Origin of the sequence: Streptomyces swartbergensis (genome assembly GCF_002148965.1) — a bacterium.
Taxonomy (GTDB): Bacteria; Actinomycetota; Actinomycetes; order Streptomycetales; family Streptomycetaceae; genus Streptomyces; species Streptomyces swartbergensis.
The window spans coordinates 13,976-30,416 of record NZ_NGFN01000020.1; the positions used below are offsets into that span (position 1 = coordinate 13,976).

General features: G+C 71.5%; 18 protein-coding genes. 6 read left to right on the forward strand and 12 right to left on the reverse strand.

Annotated features, from left to right (window positions below):
• Positions 1-180: 180 nt before the first annotated feature.
• The 5 genes from CA983_RS05675 to CA983_RS47640 all read left to right on the forward strand — a co-directional run bounded on the left by CA983_RS05675 (position 181) and on the right by CA983_RS47640 (position 2,407).
• Entirely contained in the window at positions 181-600 is a 420-nt protein-coding gene (locus CA983_RS05675; protein ID WP_086599781.1) for an alpha/beta hydrolase fold domain-containing protein, read from the forward strand.
• A 153-nt stretch (positions 601-753) separates the two neighbouring features.
• On the forward strand, positions 754-1,137 hold the full coding sequence (locus tag CA983_RS05680; RefSeq protein ID WP_086599782.1) for an MmcQ/YjbR family DNA-binding protein: 384 nt from the start codon (positions 754-756) through the stop codon (positions 1,135-1,137).
• Positions 1,138-1,145: 8 nt separating this feature from the next.
• Complete coding sequence (locus CA983_RS05685) at positions 1,146-1,508, forward strand: MmcQ/YjbR family DNA-binding protein (protein ID WP_086599783.1); 363 nt, start codon at positions 1,146-1,148, stop codon at positions 1,506-1,508.
• A gap of 57 nt (positions 1,509-1,565) precedes the next feature.
• A complete protein-coding gene (locus CA983_RS05690) occupies positions 1,566-1,991 on the forward strand; it encodes a PPOX class F420-dependent oxidoreductase (RefSeq protein ID WP_086599784.1) in 426 nt (141 codons plus the stop codon).
• Positions 1,991-2,407 carry a P-loop NTPase family protein gene (locus CA983_RS47640; protein WP_244206658.1) on the forward strand — a complete coding sequence of 139 codons (417 nt, stop codon included), beginning with the start codon at positions 1,991-1,993 and terminating at the stop codon, positions 2,405-2,407. The genes CA983_RS05690 and CA983_RS47640 overlap by 1 nt, the downstream gene beginning before the upstream one ends.
• A gap of 136 nt (positions 2,408-2,543) precedes the next feature.
• Here CA983_RS47640 and CA983_RS05700 read toward each other — a convergent pair whose 3' ends face one another.
• Complete coding sequence (locus CA983_RS05700; RefSeq protein WP_086599785.1) at positions 2,544-3,194, reverse strand: uridine kinase family protein; 651 nt, start codon at positions 3,192-3,194, stop codon at positions 2,544-2,546.
• Between the two features lie 916 nt (positions 3,195-4,110).
• Between CA983_RS05700 and CA983_RS05705 the strand changes: the two genes are divergently transcribed.
• Positions 4,111-4,797, forward strand: a complete 687-nt coding sequence (locus CA983_RS05705; RefSeq protein WP_086599786.1) for a phosphatase PAP2 family protein — start codon at positions 4,111-4,113, stop codon at positions 4,795-4,797.
• Between the two features lie 44 nt (positions 4,798-4,841).
• Here CA983_RS05705 and CA983_RS05710 read toward each other — a convergent pair whose 3' ends face one another.
• From CA983_RS05710 to CA983_RS05760, 11 genes are read right to left on the reverse strand one after another with little or no spacing between them, the layout of a single operon-like run.
• A complete protein-coding gene (locus CA983_RS05710) occupies positions 4,842-6,167 on the reverse strand; it encodes a glutamate-1-semialdehyde 2,1-aminomutase (RefSeq protein ID WP_086599787.1) in 1,326 nt (441 codons plus the stop codon).
• Positions 6,168-6,174: 7 nt separating this feature from the next.
• On the reverse strand, positions 6,175-6,726 hold the full coding sequence (gene rfbC / locus CA983_RS05715) for a dTDP-4-dehydrorhamnose 3,5-epimerase (protein WP_086599788.1): 552 nt from the start codon (positions 6,724-6,726) through the stop codon (positions 6,175-6,177).
• Positions 6,723-7,964, reverse strand: coding sequence for a polysaccharide pyruvyl transferase family protein (locus CA983_RS05720; RefSeq protein ID WP_086599789.1), 1,242 nt, complete (start codon positions 7,962-7,964; stop codon positions 6,723-6,725). Before CA983_RS05720 ends, rfbC begins: the two co-directional genes overlap by 4 nt.
• A complete protein-coding gene (locus tag CA983_RS05725) occupies positions 7,961-8,908 on the reverse strand; it encodes a glycosyltransferase family 2 protein (RefSeq protein ID WP_086599790.1) in 948 nt (315 codons plus the stop codon). Before CA983_RS05725 ends, CA983_RS05720 begins: the two co-directional genes overlap by 4 nt.
• Positions 8,905-10,194 carry an MATE family efflux transporter gene (locus CA983_RS05730; protein ID WP_086599791.1) on the reverse strand — a complete coding sequence of 430 codons (1,290 nt, stop codon included), beginning with the start codon at positions 10,192-10,194 and terminating at the stop codon, positions 8,905-8,907. Before CA983_RS05730 ends, CA983_RS05725 begins: the two co-directional genes overlap by 4 nt.
• A 5-nt stretch (positions 10,195-10,199) precedes the next feature.
• The gene (locus CA983_RS05735) at positions 10,200-11,549 is read right to left on the reverse strand and encodes a DUF4910 domain-containing protein (protein WP_086599792.1); all 1,350 of its coding nucleotides are present in this window, start codon (positions 11,547-11,549) and stop codon (positions 10,200-10,202) included.
• Positions 11,537-12,562: an NAD-dependent epimerase/dehydratase family protein gene (locus CA983_RS05740; protein ID WP_086599793.1), complete on the reverse strand. Its 1,026-nt coding sequence runs from the start codon at positions 12,560-12,562 to the stop codon at positions 11,537-11,539. Before CA983_RS05740 ends, CA983_RS05735 begins: the two co-directional genes overlap by 13 nt.
• A gap of 3 nt (positions 12,563-12,565) precedes the next feature.
• Positions 12,566-13,213: a PIG-L deacetylase family protein gene (locus CA983_RS05745; protein ID WP_086599794.1), complete on the reverse strand. Its 648-nt coding sequence runs from the start codon at positions 13,211-13,213 to the stop codon at positions 12,566-12,568.
• Entirely contained in the window at positions 13,210-14,004 is a 795-nt protein-coding gene (locus CA983_RS05750) for a glycosyltransferase family protein (protein WP_086599795.1), read from the reverse strand. The genes CA983_RS05745 and CA983_RS05750 overlap by 4 nt, the downstream gene beginning before the upstream one ends.
• The gene (locus CA983_RS05755) at positions 14,001-15,236 is read right to left on the reverse strand and encodes a class I SAM-dependent methyltransferase (protein WP_086599796.1); all 1,236 of its coding nucleotides are present in this window, start codon (positions 15,234-15,236) and stop codon (positions 14,001-14,003) included. Before CA983_RS05755 ends, CA983_RS05750 begins: the two co-directional genes overlap by 4 nt.
• Positions 15,233-16,441, reverse strand: a complete 1,209-nt coding sequence (locus CA983_RS05760; protein ID WP_086599797.1) for a glycosyltransferase — start codon at positions 16,439-16,441, stop codon at positions 15,233-15,235. Before CA983_RS05760 ends, CA983_RS05755 begins: the two co-directional genes overlap by 4 nt.

The window sequence follows — 16,441 nt, forward strand, 5'->3', positions numbered from 1 at the left end:
GGCGCATACAGTCGCATCTCGCCCAATATTCGCCGTGGCGAGGTGCGCGGCGCCTCCAAACACCTCCAGCGAAAGGAAAAGGTCTCCGCACGTGACTGTCACCGGCAACGAGCTTCCCCGCAGGCTCGGAAATCCTGAGACGGACCGCCGACAGGGGACGGGCGACGTTACTGGGGCGTCGTGGTGATCGGCGTCGAATTCCGCAACGGCTCGGGCAAGTTCGAACCCCACCCTCATCCGGCCGGCCTGAACGACTGCTACCTCCTGGAAAGCACCGCTCTGGACATCATGGCCGCGATCATGGATCCCACGGGCGAGTATGCGGATGACCCTCTGTGCTGGCCGCTGAAGGCGTCCGCCGAAGACGTGACCGTGCTGCCCCCGCACGTGGTCTCGGTCAACGAGCTGGACTTCCACCGCGACGAGGGAATCGCCTACCACCACAAGCTCGTCGAGGCAGGTGTCGACAGCGCGCTGCGTCTCATGCCTGGGCTGTGCCACGGCCCTGACCTGATGTCACCGGCGCAGATGCCGGACGAGTACGCGGCCGCCGTATCGGTGTACGCGGACCCCGCCGCCCGCGTCGCGCCGACCGCGTAACCGTCCGGACTCCAGCGAGGCTCGCACCGGGCGTGCCCACGCTGCCGCCGCATTGCCCCCGCTGCCGTTCGTACTGACCACGCCCGGATACGACCCCACACGCCCTGGCCCGCGCGGGCTCGGGCACTGACATCGATCGAGGAGTTGACGACCATGAACGGAAAGACGCTGCAGAAGGCCGCGGCCGACTGCGCCGAGGAACTGCCCGGTGCCGGCCTGGAACATCCCTTCGGCCCCGACTGGGAGGTCTTCAAGGTGCGCGGCAAGGTCTTCATGCTGATGACCGAGGTTCCTGGACGCCCCGTCGTGATCCTCAAGTCGGACCCGGCCGAGGCCCAGGCGCTGCGCGAGCAGAACGCGAACATCACCCCCGGCTACCACATGAACAAGAAGCACTGGATCACGGTCGAAGGTGGGGACGCGATCGACAAGGAGCTTGTCAGGGAACTCGTGACGGAGTCCTACCTTCTCGTGGTCGGCCGGCTCCCCAAGGCCCAGCAGCCCGTCGACCCGCACACCTACGGCCGCGGCGCCTGACCCGCGTCATGTCCCTCAGCGGCGAGCAGCTCCAGGACACCGCGCGCGACACGGCCCTCGCGCTGCCCGGGGTCAGCCACGGGCGCCCGTTCACCGAGCAGTTGGACGTCTACAAGGTGGCGGGCAAGGTCTTCCTGATCGTCACCGACGACCCGGACGAACGCATCGTCACCGTCAAGGCGCAACCCGAGTACGGGCGCCTGCTGCAAGGCGAACACCCATGGATCACCCGGGGCCGCTACCTCGACAAACGGCACTGGATCTCCGTAGGAGCCGGCCGGGGCGTCACCGCGGATCTGGTCGCCGAACTCGTCGACGACTCCTACCACCTGGTCCTGGAGACGGTTCCGCGCAACCGCCGTCCCGGATGACCACCGACCGACCACGGCCCCACAGACGCACCGACAAGGAACGGACAAGGACCACCCATGCACTCCATGTCGACCGAGGAATGGCACGCCTTCGTCACCCGCGGCGCGCCCACCGGACGATTCGCCACCGTCGGGGCCGACGGCACCCCGAACATCACCCCCGTCTGGTACGTCTTCGACGGCGAGGACTTCCTGTTCACCACGGGCGACACCACGGCCAAGGCCCGCAACCTGCGCCGTGATCCCCGCGCCTCCCTCTGCGTCGCCGACGACGCCCCACCCTTCGCGTATGTCGAAGCGCGCGGCGAGGTGACGCTCAGCGAGGACCTGGGCGAACTCCTCGACGTCGCCACCCGGGCAGGCGCCCGGTACATGGGTGCGGAGCGGGCCGAGGCATTCGGCAGGCGCAATGCCGTCCCCGGCGAACTCGTCGTCCGCCTGCGCCCCGCCAAGGTCATCGCCTACGGCGGCATCACCGACTGATGACGACCCGGCCGCTCACCACGACCGCCTCGCGCGCCTCGCACAAGGACCCGTCCATGAACCACGAAGCACAGAGGCCGTCCCTGCTCGACGAGGACACCGACGCGCAGCGCCCGCCGGCCGACCGGCTGCGGCCGCGCGCCTTGGAGGGCGTCGTCGGACAGGAGCACCTGCTCGCGCCCGACGCCCCCATCGGGCGCATGGTGGAGCAGGGGCGGCTGGTGTCGGCGATCCTGTGGGGGCCGCCCGGAAGCGGGAAGACCACCATGGACCTGGTCGGAGCAGCCTGTGCGATCGGCATCCCCATCACCTACTTCCAGGCCTACGAAGAACTGGCCGGAAGTCTCATCGCGGCGACGGCAGCGCTGTTCTTCCTGTCCTCGAAGATCAAATTCGAGATCAAATTCGGGAAATGAACGCCGTCCGCGAAGCACTTCTCGACCGTCCGGCCGACGAGATCGTCCTGGTGACTGCTTCTGGCAGGTCGGTGAGACGCTGGTCGTCGACCTCTGACCGAGTTTGCGATGCCGGTTTGTTGTGACGCCAGTCGGGCTAAGGGCTGGTCGGCGGGGCGACGACCAACTCGGTGTCCGGGTCGTGGTCGATCTGCGGAGGGCCGGCGACGATCATGGTGGCCCGGGCCCACGGCTGTTCTCGCAACATGAACGGCAGTTCCTCCAGCAGCCAGTTCGCCACGTGCTTCCGCTGCTCGGGGGAGTCACCGTCGCGGACGGCCAACAAGCGCTCCTGCTCATCGAGGTCACCCTGTATCCACACCGAGGCGTCCAACCACGGGGCAAGTTCTTCGCGGATGATGCCGGTGCCCTCGACCCAGATGAAGTCGGCACCGGCGGGGATCGTGATCGATCCGGGCCGGTCGTGGGTGATCCAGGCAGCAGGGCGGAAGTCCACCGCCTCACCCCGGTGCAGGGGTCGCAGGATGTTCTCGACGAGCACGGCGGCCCAGTCGAAGCAGGCATGGTTCCAGGCGATGTCGTCGGTGTGCACGACGGCGGAGTTGGGCACCACCTTGCGTAGCCGCTCGGCCAGGGTCGTCTTGCCGGCGCCGCCCCGGCCGTCGATCGCGATCACCCGCGGACGTCCGGTGACGTCGGGTGATGCATCGCGCAGCTGCCGGACGGCGTCGACCACGGTCACCACCCGCCAGCCAACGGCCTCGGTCTCGCCTGGATGCAGACGCATCGACAACCTGTCTCCGGAGGTGAGGACACGCGCCCGGCCTGCCCGGACGGTCCCCGGTCGCCTGACCTTATCGAGGTCATGGCCGGGAGGCCACGTCGGAGTCGGGCGGCGACACTCTTTCCATTTCGCCGGCTCCCGTATCAACCGCGGGATGGGTGGCGAGTGCCGTGGTGGCTTGAAGGGCTTGGCGTCAGGTCTGGAGACGACAGGGCAGTGCACATCCCTGTCATGGCGCCAGGACTACGTCTCGGCGCGCTTCTCCTACGCTCTCGCGGACGGCACGAAGTACGAGGTGGACTCGTTCCACGTGTAGCCGCGGCTGATGTGTGGCCGGCGGGCGGCGGTGGAAGAACCTACGGGTTCGGGCGGTGAGTCGGGCCTGGTCGCGAGCCGCAACGCACGGCCCGGTCGGTGACGACGGCGGTCCACCGACCGGGGCGTCGTCGTCCCTGCCCGCCCACCAACCACGGCAGCCCGTCCCCATGGCCGTCCGGACCAGGCGGGTGACCAACGGCCCACTGACGGCGCACGCAGGCGCGGGAAACGCTGACGCTGTGCGGTTCCCGATCGACGGGCGAGAACGGCCGCGACAGGAAACCGCCCGCGCTGCAAGGGCCACCACGACCCCCACGTACTGGCCGACGCTCTCTGGAAACCACGCACCGCGCATCCACCACGGCGGCCTGCCGCGACCGGCTTGTTGGTTAGGGTGACGAGGGAAGCTGATCTCGAAGCCATGGCACGGCGCGGTCATGGTCGCTGGGGGTTGGTGGGACACGACCCGGGGGGAGTTCGCGTTGGATCGCCTGGCCGGAGCGGAACCGGAAGTCGGCCCAGCCCAGTTCGTGCCTGACGGGACGCTGCGCACAGCGGACGAGAAGGTGACTCCCGCAGGTCGACCGGACGCGGTGGGCGTGTGACCGGCCGGCCGGCGCCCGCGGTGCTGCCCCCGTCGCTGCGCGCGTGGCTCGGGCTGGTCGCGGTCCTCGCCGCGCTGGTGGTCGTCGTGTTCGGGGTCCTGTACGCCGGTCACAGCGAGGCCGCCGGGGTGGACACATGGATCACCCAGCCGACGGCGGACACCGTGCGGCCGCCGTGGCGGCGCGTCGCTCTGGCCACGGACTTCCTGGCAGAGCCCGCCGGAGCTGCGATGCTGGTCGTGGCCACCGTGGCAGGCTGCCTGCTGCTTCGGCGTCCTCGCGCGGCGGTGTTCATCGTTGCCGGCGCGGCCCTGGCCGTGGGGACGACGACGGTGCTCAAGTCCCTGGTGGGACGCACCATCCACGGCGACGGCAACCTGTCCTATCCGAGCGGGCACACCGCCTTCCTCACCGCGCTCGCTCTCATGGTGGCGCTGCTCGCGGCCGGCCGGCTCGGCCTCGGCAGGACGGCCGGCACGTTACTCGTGATCGCCGCGGCGCTGGCGGCCGGCGCCGCCATGGGCTGGGCGCAGGTCGCCCTGGGCGCGCACTACCCGACCGACGTCCTCGGCGGCTGGTGCACCGCTCTCGCGGTGATACCGGCGACCGCGTGGCTGGTCGACCATATGGCTGACCGGCTGGTCGACCGGATGGCAGACGCCGGTCGGCGGGAGCGCCGCTGACGTTACGTCACTTAGGCGCGTCACCTCACGTCACCTCAGTCACGTCACGCCAAGCGGCGGAACACGGGCTTCACCGGCCGCCCCGCCAGCCAGGGGGTGGGGTCGGCGGCGTCCAGTGCCTTCCGGTACACCGCACATGCCTGGGCCACCGCCTCGACGGTGCGGTCGATGTCGGCGTCGCTGAGCGCGCTGCTCACCACGAACGACGGGGCGAGCACCCCACCAACGAGGAGTTGGCGCAGGAACAGGGTGCGGTACGGCTGCGACGGCTGCCGGTTCTCGTCGAGGGTGCCGTAGACCAGGTTGCTGGCCCGGCCCCGGACGACGATGTGGTCGCCGACGCCCATGCTCGCCGCGGCGTCGCGAACACCGGCGGCCAACCGCTCGCCGAGGGCGTGCAGCCGCGCGGTGACGCCCTCCTCGGTGTAGGTGGTCTGCACGGCCATCGCGGCTGCCAGTGAGTGCGTTTCCGCACCGTGCGTGGTGGACAGCAGGAACACCCGGTCCCGGGAGTGACGCAGTCCGCCCCGCTCCATCAGATCGCGGCGCCCGGCCAGCGCGGAGACGGCGAACCCGTTGCCCAGCGCCTTGCCGAACGTGGAGAGGTCGGGGACGACGCCGTACAGGCCCTGGGCGCCCGCCTCGGACCAGCGGAAGCCGGTGATCATCTCATCGAAGATCAGGACGCAGCCGTGCCGGTCGGCCAGCTCGCGCAGGCCGGCGAGGTACCCGGGCGGCGGCTCGGTGTGGGTGGCGGGTTCGAGGATCAGGCAGGCGATCTCGTCCTGGTGGCGGGTGAGCAGCTCCTCGGTGGCGGCCAAGTCGCCGTAGGGGAACGACACGGTGAGGTCGGTGGTCGCGGCCGGGATGCCGGCGGACATCGGCGTGGTGCCGATGAACCAGTCGTCGACGGAGAAGAACGGATGGTCGGCGCACAGGGCCACCCGCGGGCGCCCGGTGGCGGCGCGGGCGAGGCGCACCGCGGCGGTGGTGGCGTCGGAGCCGTTCTTCGCGAACTTCACCATCTCGGCGGTCGGCACCGTGGCCAGGAAGCGTTCCGCGGCCTCTACCTCCACGATGGACGGCCGGACGAAGTTGCTACCGCGGTCGAGTTCCCGCCGCACCGCTTCGATCACGCGTGGGTGGGCGTGGCCGAGGCTGACCGACCGCAGGCCGGAGCCGTACTCGATGTAGCGGTTGCCGTCGATGTCCCACACGTGGGCACCGTGGCCGTGGCTGATGACCGGGGCCAGGTTCTCGGGGTACTGGTCGTCGCCCTTGGCGTAGGTGTGCGCGCCCCCGGGGATCATGGCGTGCAGCCGCTCGTTCGCCGTCCGCGACCGGGGCAGTTGGAACTCTTCGGTGTCCACGCCGACCTCAACTCTCTTTCTGCTGCAGGACCTCGGCGAGGCTCGTCGCCTCCCGGTCCCGCTGGGACATCGATGTGACCGGCAGCGGCCAGGGAATGGCGAGCTCCGGGTCGTCGAAGGCGATCGTCACGTCCTCGGCCGGATCGTGCGGGCGGTCGATCCGGTACGAGGTGTCAGCGGTCTCGGTCAGCGCCTGGAAGCCGTGCGCGCAGCCCGCCGGGATGTACAGGGTCGCCTGCGTCTCGTCGGACAGCTCGAAGAAGGCCCGGTCGCGGTACGTCGGCGAGTCCGTCCGCAGGTCCACGACGACGTCGAAGATCCTCCCGTGCGAGCACCGCACCAGCTTGGCCTCACCGGCGCCGGAGCGCAGGTGCAGGCCGCGCAGCACGCCCCGGGCCGAGCGGGACACACTGTCCTGGACGAAGGCGCTCGGGTCGAGGCCCACGGAGCGGACCACGTCGGCGTCGAAGGTGCGGCAGAAGAAGCCCCGCTCGTCGGCGTACGGCGTCGGCTCGAACAGGTACGCGCCGGCGATCTCCGGGACTTCGGTCGCTTTCATGGAGCCTCCTGCCGAGCGTGGGCGTGGGTCTGGGCGTGGTCGGTCCCCGGGAAGAGGGCCGCGGTCAGGGCGGTGAACTGGTCCTCAAGGCGCCGGGCGGCGGCCAGGTTCCGCTCGGTGAGGGTCCGTCGCAGCTCCGCCGACCGCTGCTCCAACGCCCGGAACTGCTCCAGCAGCCGGTCGGCGTCGACCTCGCGAGCCGGGTGGCAGTACGCGCCGAGACCCATCCGGTCCATGAGCGCGTCGCTCTTCGCCGCATAGCTGAGTGCGAGCGTCGGTGTGCCGGCCTTCAGCGCGCAGACCAGGTTGTGGTACCGGGTCGCCACCACGGTGTCGGCAGCCGCCGTCTCCTTCATCAGGTCGGCCAGCGAGGCCGCCTCGGCGGCGGTGACCAGCGGGGAGTCCACCGCGTCGAGGATCGCGGCGACCACCGGAGCATCGCACGCGTCGCCGGTGAGCAGCCGGACCGGCCTGCCGTCCTTCACCAGCGCGCGGACGAAGCGGGTCGTCCCGTCGAGGTAGCGCCGGTGGATCTCCTCGGCCCGGGCACGGTCGTCGTCGCCGCCGTGGAAGGCCATGACGCCGACGCAGACCGGGCCCGGCGGGCTCAGGACGTGTTCTGTGGGCGTGCTCGCCCGCGGCGTCGGCAGGGCGAAGGCGAGGTCCGGATAGACCTCGTCACGCGTGGTGTCCACGCCCATCGCCCGCATCGCCTCGCGGGACTGGGTGTCCCGGTACGACCGGTACGTGGCCAGCCGCGCCGACCAGCGCACCAGGGCCCGGGTCGGCCGGTTGCCGATCGCGGCGGCGCCGACGCCGACCAGCGCGACGCGGGTGCCGAACAGCCGGCCGGTCGCGCAGAGCAGGAACAGCGAGTACGGGAAGCCCCACGGCCGCAGCGGCAGCGTGGCCTCCAGGACGCCCATGCCCGGCACGATCACCACGTCGTGCCGGCGCACCCAGGCGGCGGTGCGGACGGCGTCGACGAGTTTGCCCAGGCCCTTCGCCGCGATCGTGCCCGCACGCGATGCGGTCCGGTACTCCCCGCGGTACCAGTGCAGCCGCGTCGCGGGGATCCCGTACCGGGCCGAGACGACCTCGGGTCCGCCGCACAGCGCGTCCACGACCGCCTCCGGGTGCTCGGCGCGGAGGTACCCGAGCACGGCCTGGAGCGACCCGTCGTTGCCGAGGTTGCCGGAGCCGAGGAGGCCGAACACCCCCACCCGCACCGAGGTCATGCCCGCCTCCCCTCACGGCCGGCGACGAGGGCGTCGACGGCGGCAGTGTGCCGTCCCGGGTCGACCGGGGCCCGGTCCTCGACCCGCTCGCCGGCGCCCGGCCGGGCCCGGCTGGTCATCCACGCGGCCAGATGGCGGTAGCACGCGCGCCGTTCGGCCGGGGACAACGGCGCCCGCCGGATCGCCGAGGCGAAGCCCCAGACGTACTCGGCGAGCAGCCGGGGCGTCGGGTGCAGCGGGCCGGCCCGGCGCGGGTCCAGGTTGACGCACCGGGACCGCTTGGACGGGTTCGCCCGCTCGGCGCGGGCGGGGTGGTCGCGGCGGAAGTACAGCAGCTCCGGCACCTGGTGGAAGGGCCCGTGCAGGGCGATCTCGGCGACGAACGTGCGGTCCGCGTGGTGGTAGCTGTCGTGCGGCTTCACCCGGCGCAGCACGTCGGCCCGCATCACCCCGTAGAAGTCGTCGCCGCCGGGCTCGAACAGCATGCTGCGGAAGCGCTCCGGTGCGTGCGGCGAGGCGGTGGCGAGCGTGTACTCGTACGGGACCTTCACCCGGCCGTCCTCGTCGATGACCGCCTGATCGGCGTGCGCGAGGATCACGTCGGGCCGCTCGTCCAGCGCCTGAACGCAGCGCCGCAGCAGGTCGCGGGCGTAGAGGTCGTCGTGCGAGGCCCACTTGAACAGCTCGCCGCGGCACTCGGTGAACACATGGTTGTGGTTCGGCGCGGCGCCGATGTTCCGCGACAGGCGGATGTACCGGATGCGTGAGTCCCGGGCCGCGTACTCGCGGCAGATGTCCCGGGTCCCGTCGGTCGAGGCGTTGTCGGAGATGACCAGCTCGAAGTCCTCGTAGGTCTGGCCGAGCAGGGCGTCGAGCGACTCGGCGAGGTACTGCTCGCCGTTGTACACGGGCAGGCCGATGCTCAGCCTGGGTCGGGCGGTCATGAGGTCCTCACTTCGGGGATGGGGTTTTGACGGTGCTCGCGCAGGGCGGTCCGCAGGTGCAGCCACCACACGGCCGAGCCGCAGGCGGTCGCTGCGGCGACGCCCCAGGCCGAGCCGGCCGTGCCGGCCGCGACCGCCCCGCCGAGCCCGCCGCCGACATAGCAGGTGGAGGCGAGCAACTGGGCGCGCAGGCTGCGCCGGGCCGCGCCGAGCGCGCGCAGCCCGGCCGCCGCGCCGGTGCCGAGGCCCGCGCCCGCGACGCCGAGCGTGACCGGCACGATGAGTTCCGAGGCGGCGTGCCAGACGCCTCCCAGGACGAGTTCGCCGACCCGGTCCGGCACCAGCAGCAGCGCGCCACCCCAGAGCAGCGCGGCGACGGCCTGTCCGCCGCCCAGCAGGAGGCAGAACGGGCCGAGGCGGTGCGGGGCCCGCCGCAGCACCCGTGCCGCCTCCGCGACGGTGACCAGTGACAGCCCCATCAGCACTGCGAGGAACGGGCCGAGCAGGAGCTCGGCTCCCCGGATCACACCCACCGCGCTGACTCCGACGATCGCGCCGAGCCCGTAGGCCCGCAGCTGGCTCGCGCCGCTGACGCCGACGTTCTCGACCAGGTACCGGTAGCCGAGGTCGCGGTGCGCGCGCAGCCACGCGCGGGCTCCGCTCGTCCGGGGCCGGATGCCGGACTGGAAGCAGCCGTACACGGCGGCCACCGCGGCGGATGAGCCCCAGGCGAGCACGAAAGCGGCCACGCTGCCCACGCGGGCCGCCACCACCATGGCGGGGACGAGCGCGACGCCCCACACGAGGTCGTTGACGAACGCCTTCCGCCCGGCGCCGGCGGCGAAGAACGCGAACCGCCACGCGTCCTGCAGCAGCAGCCCCGGCAGGACGACGCCGAGGCAGGCGAACGCGGGCCCCACACGGCCGCCGACGCCGACGCCGGCCACCAGACACGCCGCGCCGAGGGCGGCACCGACGCCGAGCGCGGTACCCGACGACCGGGCCACCGCCCCGCGCCAGGCCGTGTCCGGCACGCCGCTGAAGCGCACCATGAGCGGGTCGGTGGCCAGCCCGCGGGAGACGTTGAGCACCACGCCGTAGGTCACCCAGGCCAGGCTGAACACGCCGAACGCGGCCAGCCCGAGCGAGCGTGCCACGTAGATCCCCACCGCGAAGTTGGTCATGCTGGAGGCCGCCTGGTCGGCCAGTCCCCAGGACAGCCGGCCGAGGACGGCCCGCCTGGCGGCCGCCGTGGCCGGCCTCGTCTTCTCCCCCTCGGTGGTCATCGGCGTCATGCCTTGATCAGCCCGGCGCCGTGCAGGGCGTCGGCCGCGACCGCGACGGTGTCGAACGGCAACCCGGACCGCTCGGCGACGTCCAGCAGACTGTGCTCGCCGTCGGAGAGGCTGAGCACCCAGAGCATGGCCATCTGGGTTTGCTTGGTGTCGCTGCGGCCGCCGAGCGCGTCGTACAACCCGCGTCGGCCCAACTGCGGTTCGCCGTACGGGCTGAGGTTGACGTACTGGCGGTTGCGGTCGAGGACGGCGAACGCCTCGCGGCAGACGGCGAGCGTGTCCGTCATCGCCTCCGGGGAGACGAAGTCCAGGTTGTCCGCCGAGGTGTGGTACTCGGGGTAGCCGGCGTACGGGGTCCGGCTGAGCGAGCCCACGCCGAGATCGAACCCGGGCGAGCAGAACTGCCGCTCGTCGTACCCGTACGGAGTGAACTCGGTGACGCGGTGCGGGCGTTCGGAGGCGGTCAGCACGTGCCGCATCACCCGGTCGATCTCCGCGTCGCCGCGTCTGCTCTGCTTGTACGTCAGGTGCCCGGAGTCACCGGCGCAGGCCAGCACCAGGCCGTGCTTGACCCTTCCCCCAGCTCTCGGCTCCTCCCCCAGCCTTCGGCCGGGAGGGGCCCCCAGAGCAGGGGATGCCCCATTCACCCGCTCAGCGTTGCGGGCGAGCCAGGTGATCGCCCCGATGGTGCCGGGCGCGAAGATGAACCGGTAGGTGTAGTACGGCGTTCGCCGGGCCAGCGCCCGGGCCAGGAACGTCGCCACCGCGATGCCTGCCAGGTTGTCGTTGGCCAGCGACGGGTGGCAGACGTGGCAGGAGACGATCACTTCGTCAGGGACCTGCCCGGGGACCACGTGCTCGGCGTAGGTGAGATGGCCGTCGGCGAGGGTGGAGTCGATGCGGACCTCGTACTCGCCGTCCGGCATCGCGTCCAGGGTGTCCTGGGCCAGGCAGAATCCCCAGTCCGGCTTGTAGTAGCTGGTGCGGTACGGCACCCAGCTCGGGTGGTCCGGCAGGGTGTGCAGGTGTTCCCGCAGTTCGGCCAGCGGCATGGTGGCCGACACCGGCACGCTGTAGCCGAGTACGTGGAGGCTGGACGCGGCGAAGTCGACGATCCGGTGGCCGGTGGTGTCGGCGATGTACGCGTCGCGGATGTTCCACTCCTGCGGCACGGTCCAGTCGAGCACCTGCGTGCCGGTCGGCACCTCGTGCGTCTGGAGCGGGATGTACTCCCCGACGATGTCCAAGGTGGCGCGCACACCGTCGCCGGTGATGCTCCGGCACAGCGGATACAGCCGCTCCACCAGCGCGTACATCTCCTGGCCGATCTCGGTCACGGGCGCCACCGCAGGGTGTCGTCGACGGCGCCGGCGTCGGATGCCGCGCGCAGCACGGCCAGCCGGGTGAAGCGTCGCTCGAAGTCCTCCCGGGTCAGCCCGTGTTCCCGGTAGGCGTCGGCGAGTTCGAGCGCGCCCTGCTTCACCGTCCACTCGCAGTCGAAGCCGGGTATCGCGGTGCGGAACCGGGAGAAGTCCACCCGGTACGACCGCGGATCGGCCCCGGTCTCCCCGGTGATCACGACCTTCGCGCCGGACACCGCCTCGGCGACCTGCTCGGCGATCTCGGCGACCGTGACGTTGTTGATCTCGCTGCCGATGTTGAACGCCCGGTCGTGCACGGCTTCGCGCGGCGCGGTCAGTGCGGCCGTGAAGGCCCGGGCGATGTCGGCGGCGTGCACCAGCGGGCGCCAGGGAGTGCCGTCGGAGAGCACCAGCACCTCGCCGGACAGGAGCGCGTGACCCACCAGGTTGTTCAGCACGATGTCGGCGCGCAGCCGGGGTGAGTAGCCGAAGGCGGTGGCGTTGCGCATGAACACGGGGGTGAAGTCGCCGTCGGACAGCGCGTGCAGGTCGTCCTCGACCCGCACCTTGGACTCCGCGTACGGCGTCACCGGGCGCAGCGGGGCGTTCTCGGTCACCAGGTCGTCGCCGCCGGCGGCGCCGTAGACCGAGCAGGTCGACGCGTACAGGAAGCGCCCCACTCCGGCGTCGCGGGCCAGCCGGGCCAGCCGTACGGACGCGTGGTGGTTGATGTCGTAGGTGAGCTCCGGCGCCAGCGATCCCAGCGGGTCGTTGGACAGGGCGGCCAGGTGGATCACGGCGTCCACCCCGGCCACGTGGTCGGCCGTGACGTCGCGCAGGTCCACCCGATGCCCCTGCGGGTCGGCGGGCGGCGGGCCGAGGACGCAGTCGGCGAACAGGCCGGCGTCGAGGCCGACGACCTCGTGTCCGGCGGCCGCGAGGACCGGGGCCATCACGGTGCCCAGGTAGCCCTGGTGTCCGGTCAGCAGTACGCGCATGGTTCAACCCCCCAGGTTGAGCGTGAGTTTGGTGGCGGTGAACGCCTCGGCGTAGCGCGCGTGGCATTCGATGCCGCGGATCCGGGCCAGGCCGAGGAAGGCCTCCCGGTCGTACCAGGGCCGGTGGCGCTGCGAGGGGTAGTGCTCCTGCAGCAGCCGCACCTTCCGTTCGGCGATCTCCGGCGACAGCGGCTGGTACGCCGCCGGACGGCTGAGATCGCCGTCCCACTTGACGATCTCGTAGCCGAGGACCAGGTGGTCGCGGAACGCGGTGGGTATCAACTGCGCCAGGCCGCGGTGATCCTGGTGCGCGTCGTCGGTGCGCGGGGCCAGGATCAGATCCGGCTCGGTCTGCCCGCGCAGTTCCTCGACCGCGGCCTTGGCCTCCTCCCAGTGCACGGGCAGCCGGCCGTCCGGCAGCTTGTGCACGGTCAGCCGCAGTTCGGCGCCCGGGCAGAAGGCGGCGAGCGCGGCCTGCTCCTCCTGCTCCCGCTCACTTCCGCCGCCGGAGAGCACGAGCGCGTCGACGCGGATACCCGGGCGCGCACGGCACAGCGTCAGCAGCGTGCCGCCGGCGCCGATGGCGATGTCGTCGCAGTGCGCTCCCACCGCCACGATCCGGTCCAGGTGCCCGGCCCCGAGCCGGATCACGCGCTCACCCCCGCGCCGTCCCGTTCCCACACGGCCCACGGGCGGTCGCCCCGGGCGTAGGCGTCGTCGAGCGCGGCCCGCTCCTTGACGGTGTCGGTCGGCTTCCAGAAGCCGCGGTGCTGATGCGCCACCAGCCGTCCGCGCTTGGCCAGTTGGGCGCATCCGTCGGCGACCAGGTCCCCGTTCTCCGGGATGTGGTCGAAGACCTCCTGGCGGAGCACGAAGTAGCCGCCGTTCTCCCACAGCGGCAGTTCGCTCACCGCGGTGATGCCCCCCACCAGGCCGTCCTCGCCCAGGTCCACGCAGTGGAACGAGGACTGCGGCGGCACCACCATCATCGACGCACCGGCGTCGCGCCGGGCGAACCGGTCGATCATCTCCGGCAGCGGGGCGTCGGTGAGCACGTCGGCGTAGTTGGCGAGGAACATCTCGTCGCCGTCCAGGTGGTGGCGCACCCGGCGCAGCCGCTCCCCGATCGGTGACTCGATGCCGGTCTGCGCGAACGTGATCGTCCAGTCGGCGATGTCGGTGGACAGCAGCTCGGTCCGCCCGCCCCGCAGCACGAAGTCGTTGGACGTGGTCTCCTCGTAGTTGAGGAAGAAGTCCTTGATGTGGTGGGCCCCGTACCCGAGACACAGGATGAACTCCGTGTGCCCGAAGTGCGCGTAGTAGCGCATGACGTGCCAGATCAGCGGCCTGGGGCCGACCATCGCCATCGGCTTGGGCACGTCGTCCGCGGCACCGCTCCGCATCCGCATCCCGTAACCGCCGCAGAACAGAACGACCTTCATGCCTTGACCTCGACAATGCTCAGTTCCGGGATGGGAATGACCAGCCGGCCGCCCCAGTCGTGCACGAAGGACAGTTGCTCGACGAGTTCGTCCCGCAGGTTCCACGGCAGGACGAGGACGTAGTCCGGTCTGTCGGCGGCTATCTGCTCGGGCGGCAGGATCGGGATGCGGGTGCCCGGGGTGAACCTGCCGTGCTTGTAGGGGTTGCGGTCGACCGTGTACGGGAGCAGGTCGGGCCGGATGCCGCAGTGGTTGAGCAGGGTGTTGCCCTTGCCGGGGGCGCCGTAGCCGACGACCGTCTCGCCTCGCTCGGCCGCCTCGATGAGGAACCGCAGCAGGTCCCGGCGCACCTTGGCCACCCGGGTGGAGAACTCGGTGTACCCGGACAGCTCCTGCAGCCCGGCGGCCTTCTCCCGGTCCAGCACGTCGGCCACCCGTCGGCTCGGCTCGCCGGCCACCTCGGCCGGCCGGGCCCACAGCCGGACGGAGCCTCCGTGTGTGGGCAGCAACTCGACGTCCACGAGCGCGAGTCCACCGCTCGCCAGGGCCCGGATCGCGGCGGCGACCGTGTAGTACTGGAAGTGCTCGTGGTAGATCGTGTCGTACTGGTTCTCCTCGATCAGGGTCAACAGGTGCTGCACCTCGATGGAGACCCAGCCGTCGTCGGCGACCAGGGCGCGCAGCCCCTGGGTGAACCCGACCACGTCGGGGATGTGCGCGTACACGTTGTTGGCCACGACCAGGTCCGCCGGGCCGTGTTCGGCGCGGACGGCGGCGCCGGTGGCCGGGTCCAGGAACTCCGTGAGCGTGGGCACGCCCGCCTCGCGTGCCGCGGCACCGACGTTCACCGACGGCTCGATGCCGAGGCAGCGGATCCCCTGGCCCACGACGTGCTTCAGCAGGTATCCGTCGTTGCTCGCGACCTCGACCACGAAGGCGTCGGGGCCGAGAGCGAGGCGCTGTACGGCGTCGGCGACGAACGTGCGCGCGTGCTCCACCCAGGAGGTGGAGTACGAGGAGAAGTACGCGTATTCCTTGAACGTCTCCTCCGGCGTGATCAGCGGCGGGATCTGCGCGAGCCAGCAGTCGGTGCAGACCCGCAGGTGCAGCGGGTACGCAGGCTCCGGCTGGTCCAGTCGGTCCGCGGCGAGAAAGCTCTCGCATGGTGGTGTCGCCCCGAGATCGACGACGCTCGCCAGCGCCGCCGAGCCGCAGAGTCGGCATCGTGTCATCTATTGCCCCCCATTGTTTTCGTCCGCCCCGCGATCGCGGTGCGGTACCCCTCCACCAGTCGCTCCAGCCCGACGGCCGGGCTGAAGTCCTGCTCGTAACGGCGCCGGGCCGCCTCACCCATCTCCCGGTTGCGGGCCGGTTCGGCCGTGATCCGGCGTAGGCAGGACGCGAGCGAGGCGGGCTCGCCCGGCCGGTGCAGCAGCCCGGTCACGCCGTCCTCGACGAGTTCGACGAAGGCGCCGTGACCGGCCGCGACGGTCGGGACCCCTGCCGCCATCGCCTCCACGACCACCAGGCCGAACGCCTCCAGCCACGTCGAGGGAGCCACCACGGCGACCGACCGCGCGATGGCCTGCCTGCACTGCGCCGGGCCCAACAGGCCGATGTAGCGCACGTCGTCCCGGCCCGCCGCCCAGGCGGTCACCTCCCGTTCCAGTGGCCCCGCGCCGGCGATCACGAGCGGTACGCCGACCCCGCCGCTCGCGGCGATCTCGTCCCACGCGGTCATGAGCAGCCGTACACCCTTGGCCTCCGCGAGCCGGCCGAGGTAGAGCACGTGCTCGCCGGCGCCTGCCCGACGGGCGCCCGGCTCCGGCACGAAGTTGTGCTTCACCGCCAGCCGCTCGGCCGGCATGCCGGACCGCACCAGGACGTCGCGCTGTGCCGCGGAGATGCAGAAGAACCGCTCCACGCCGGACCACCACCGCCGCCGGTTGACCGACAGGCTGACCGCGAGCGGAACCGTCGCCAGTCGGGAACTCCGGTAGCAGCCGTGCCGGACGGCGGGCAGCGGGGCCGCCCCGACGCACTCGGTGCACGGTCGGCCGTCCCGCTGAAGCGTGCCGGGCGGGCAGACCTGGGTGTAGTTGTGCAGCGTGGCGACGGCGGGCACGCCGGCGTCGGCGCAGGCGGCCAGCACCGCGGGCGACAGGAGCGGGAAGACGTTGTGGACGTGGACCACGTCCGGTCGCTCGGTGCGAAGCCGGGCGGCGAGTTCCGCGCGGACCGCCGGGTTCCACGGCACCAGGAGCGGCACCGCGGCCTTGGCCAGGAGGGACCGGGCGGCGATGTCGTCACTGCGCCGCTCGAACACCTCGACCCGGTGGCCGGCCCCGCGCAGCAGCTCCACCTCCTGGTCGACGACCTTGTTCTCCCCGCTCGGCTGCGCCGAGGCGTAGCGGTTGTGCACCACGAGGACGTGCAT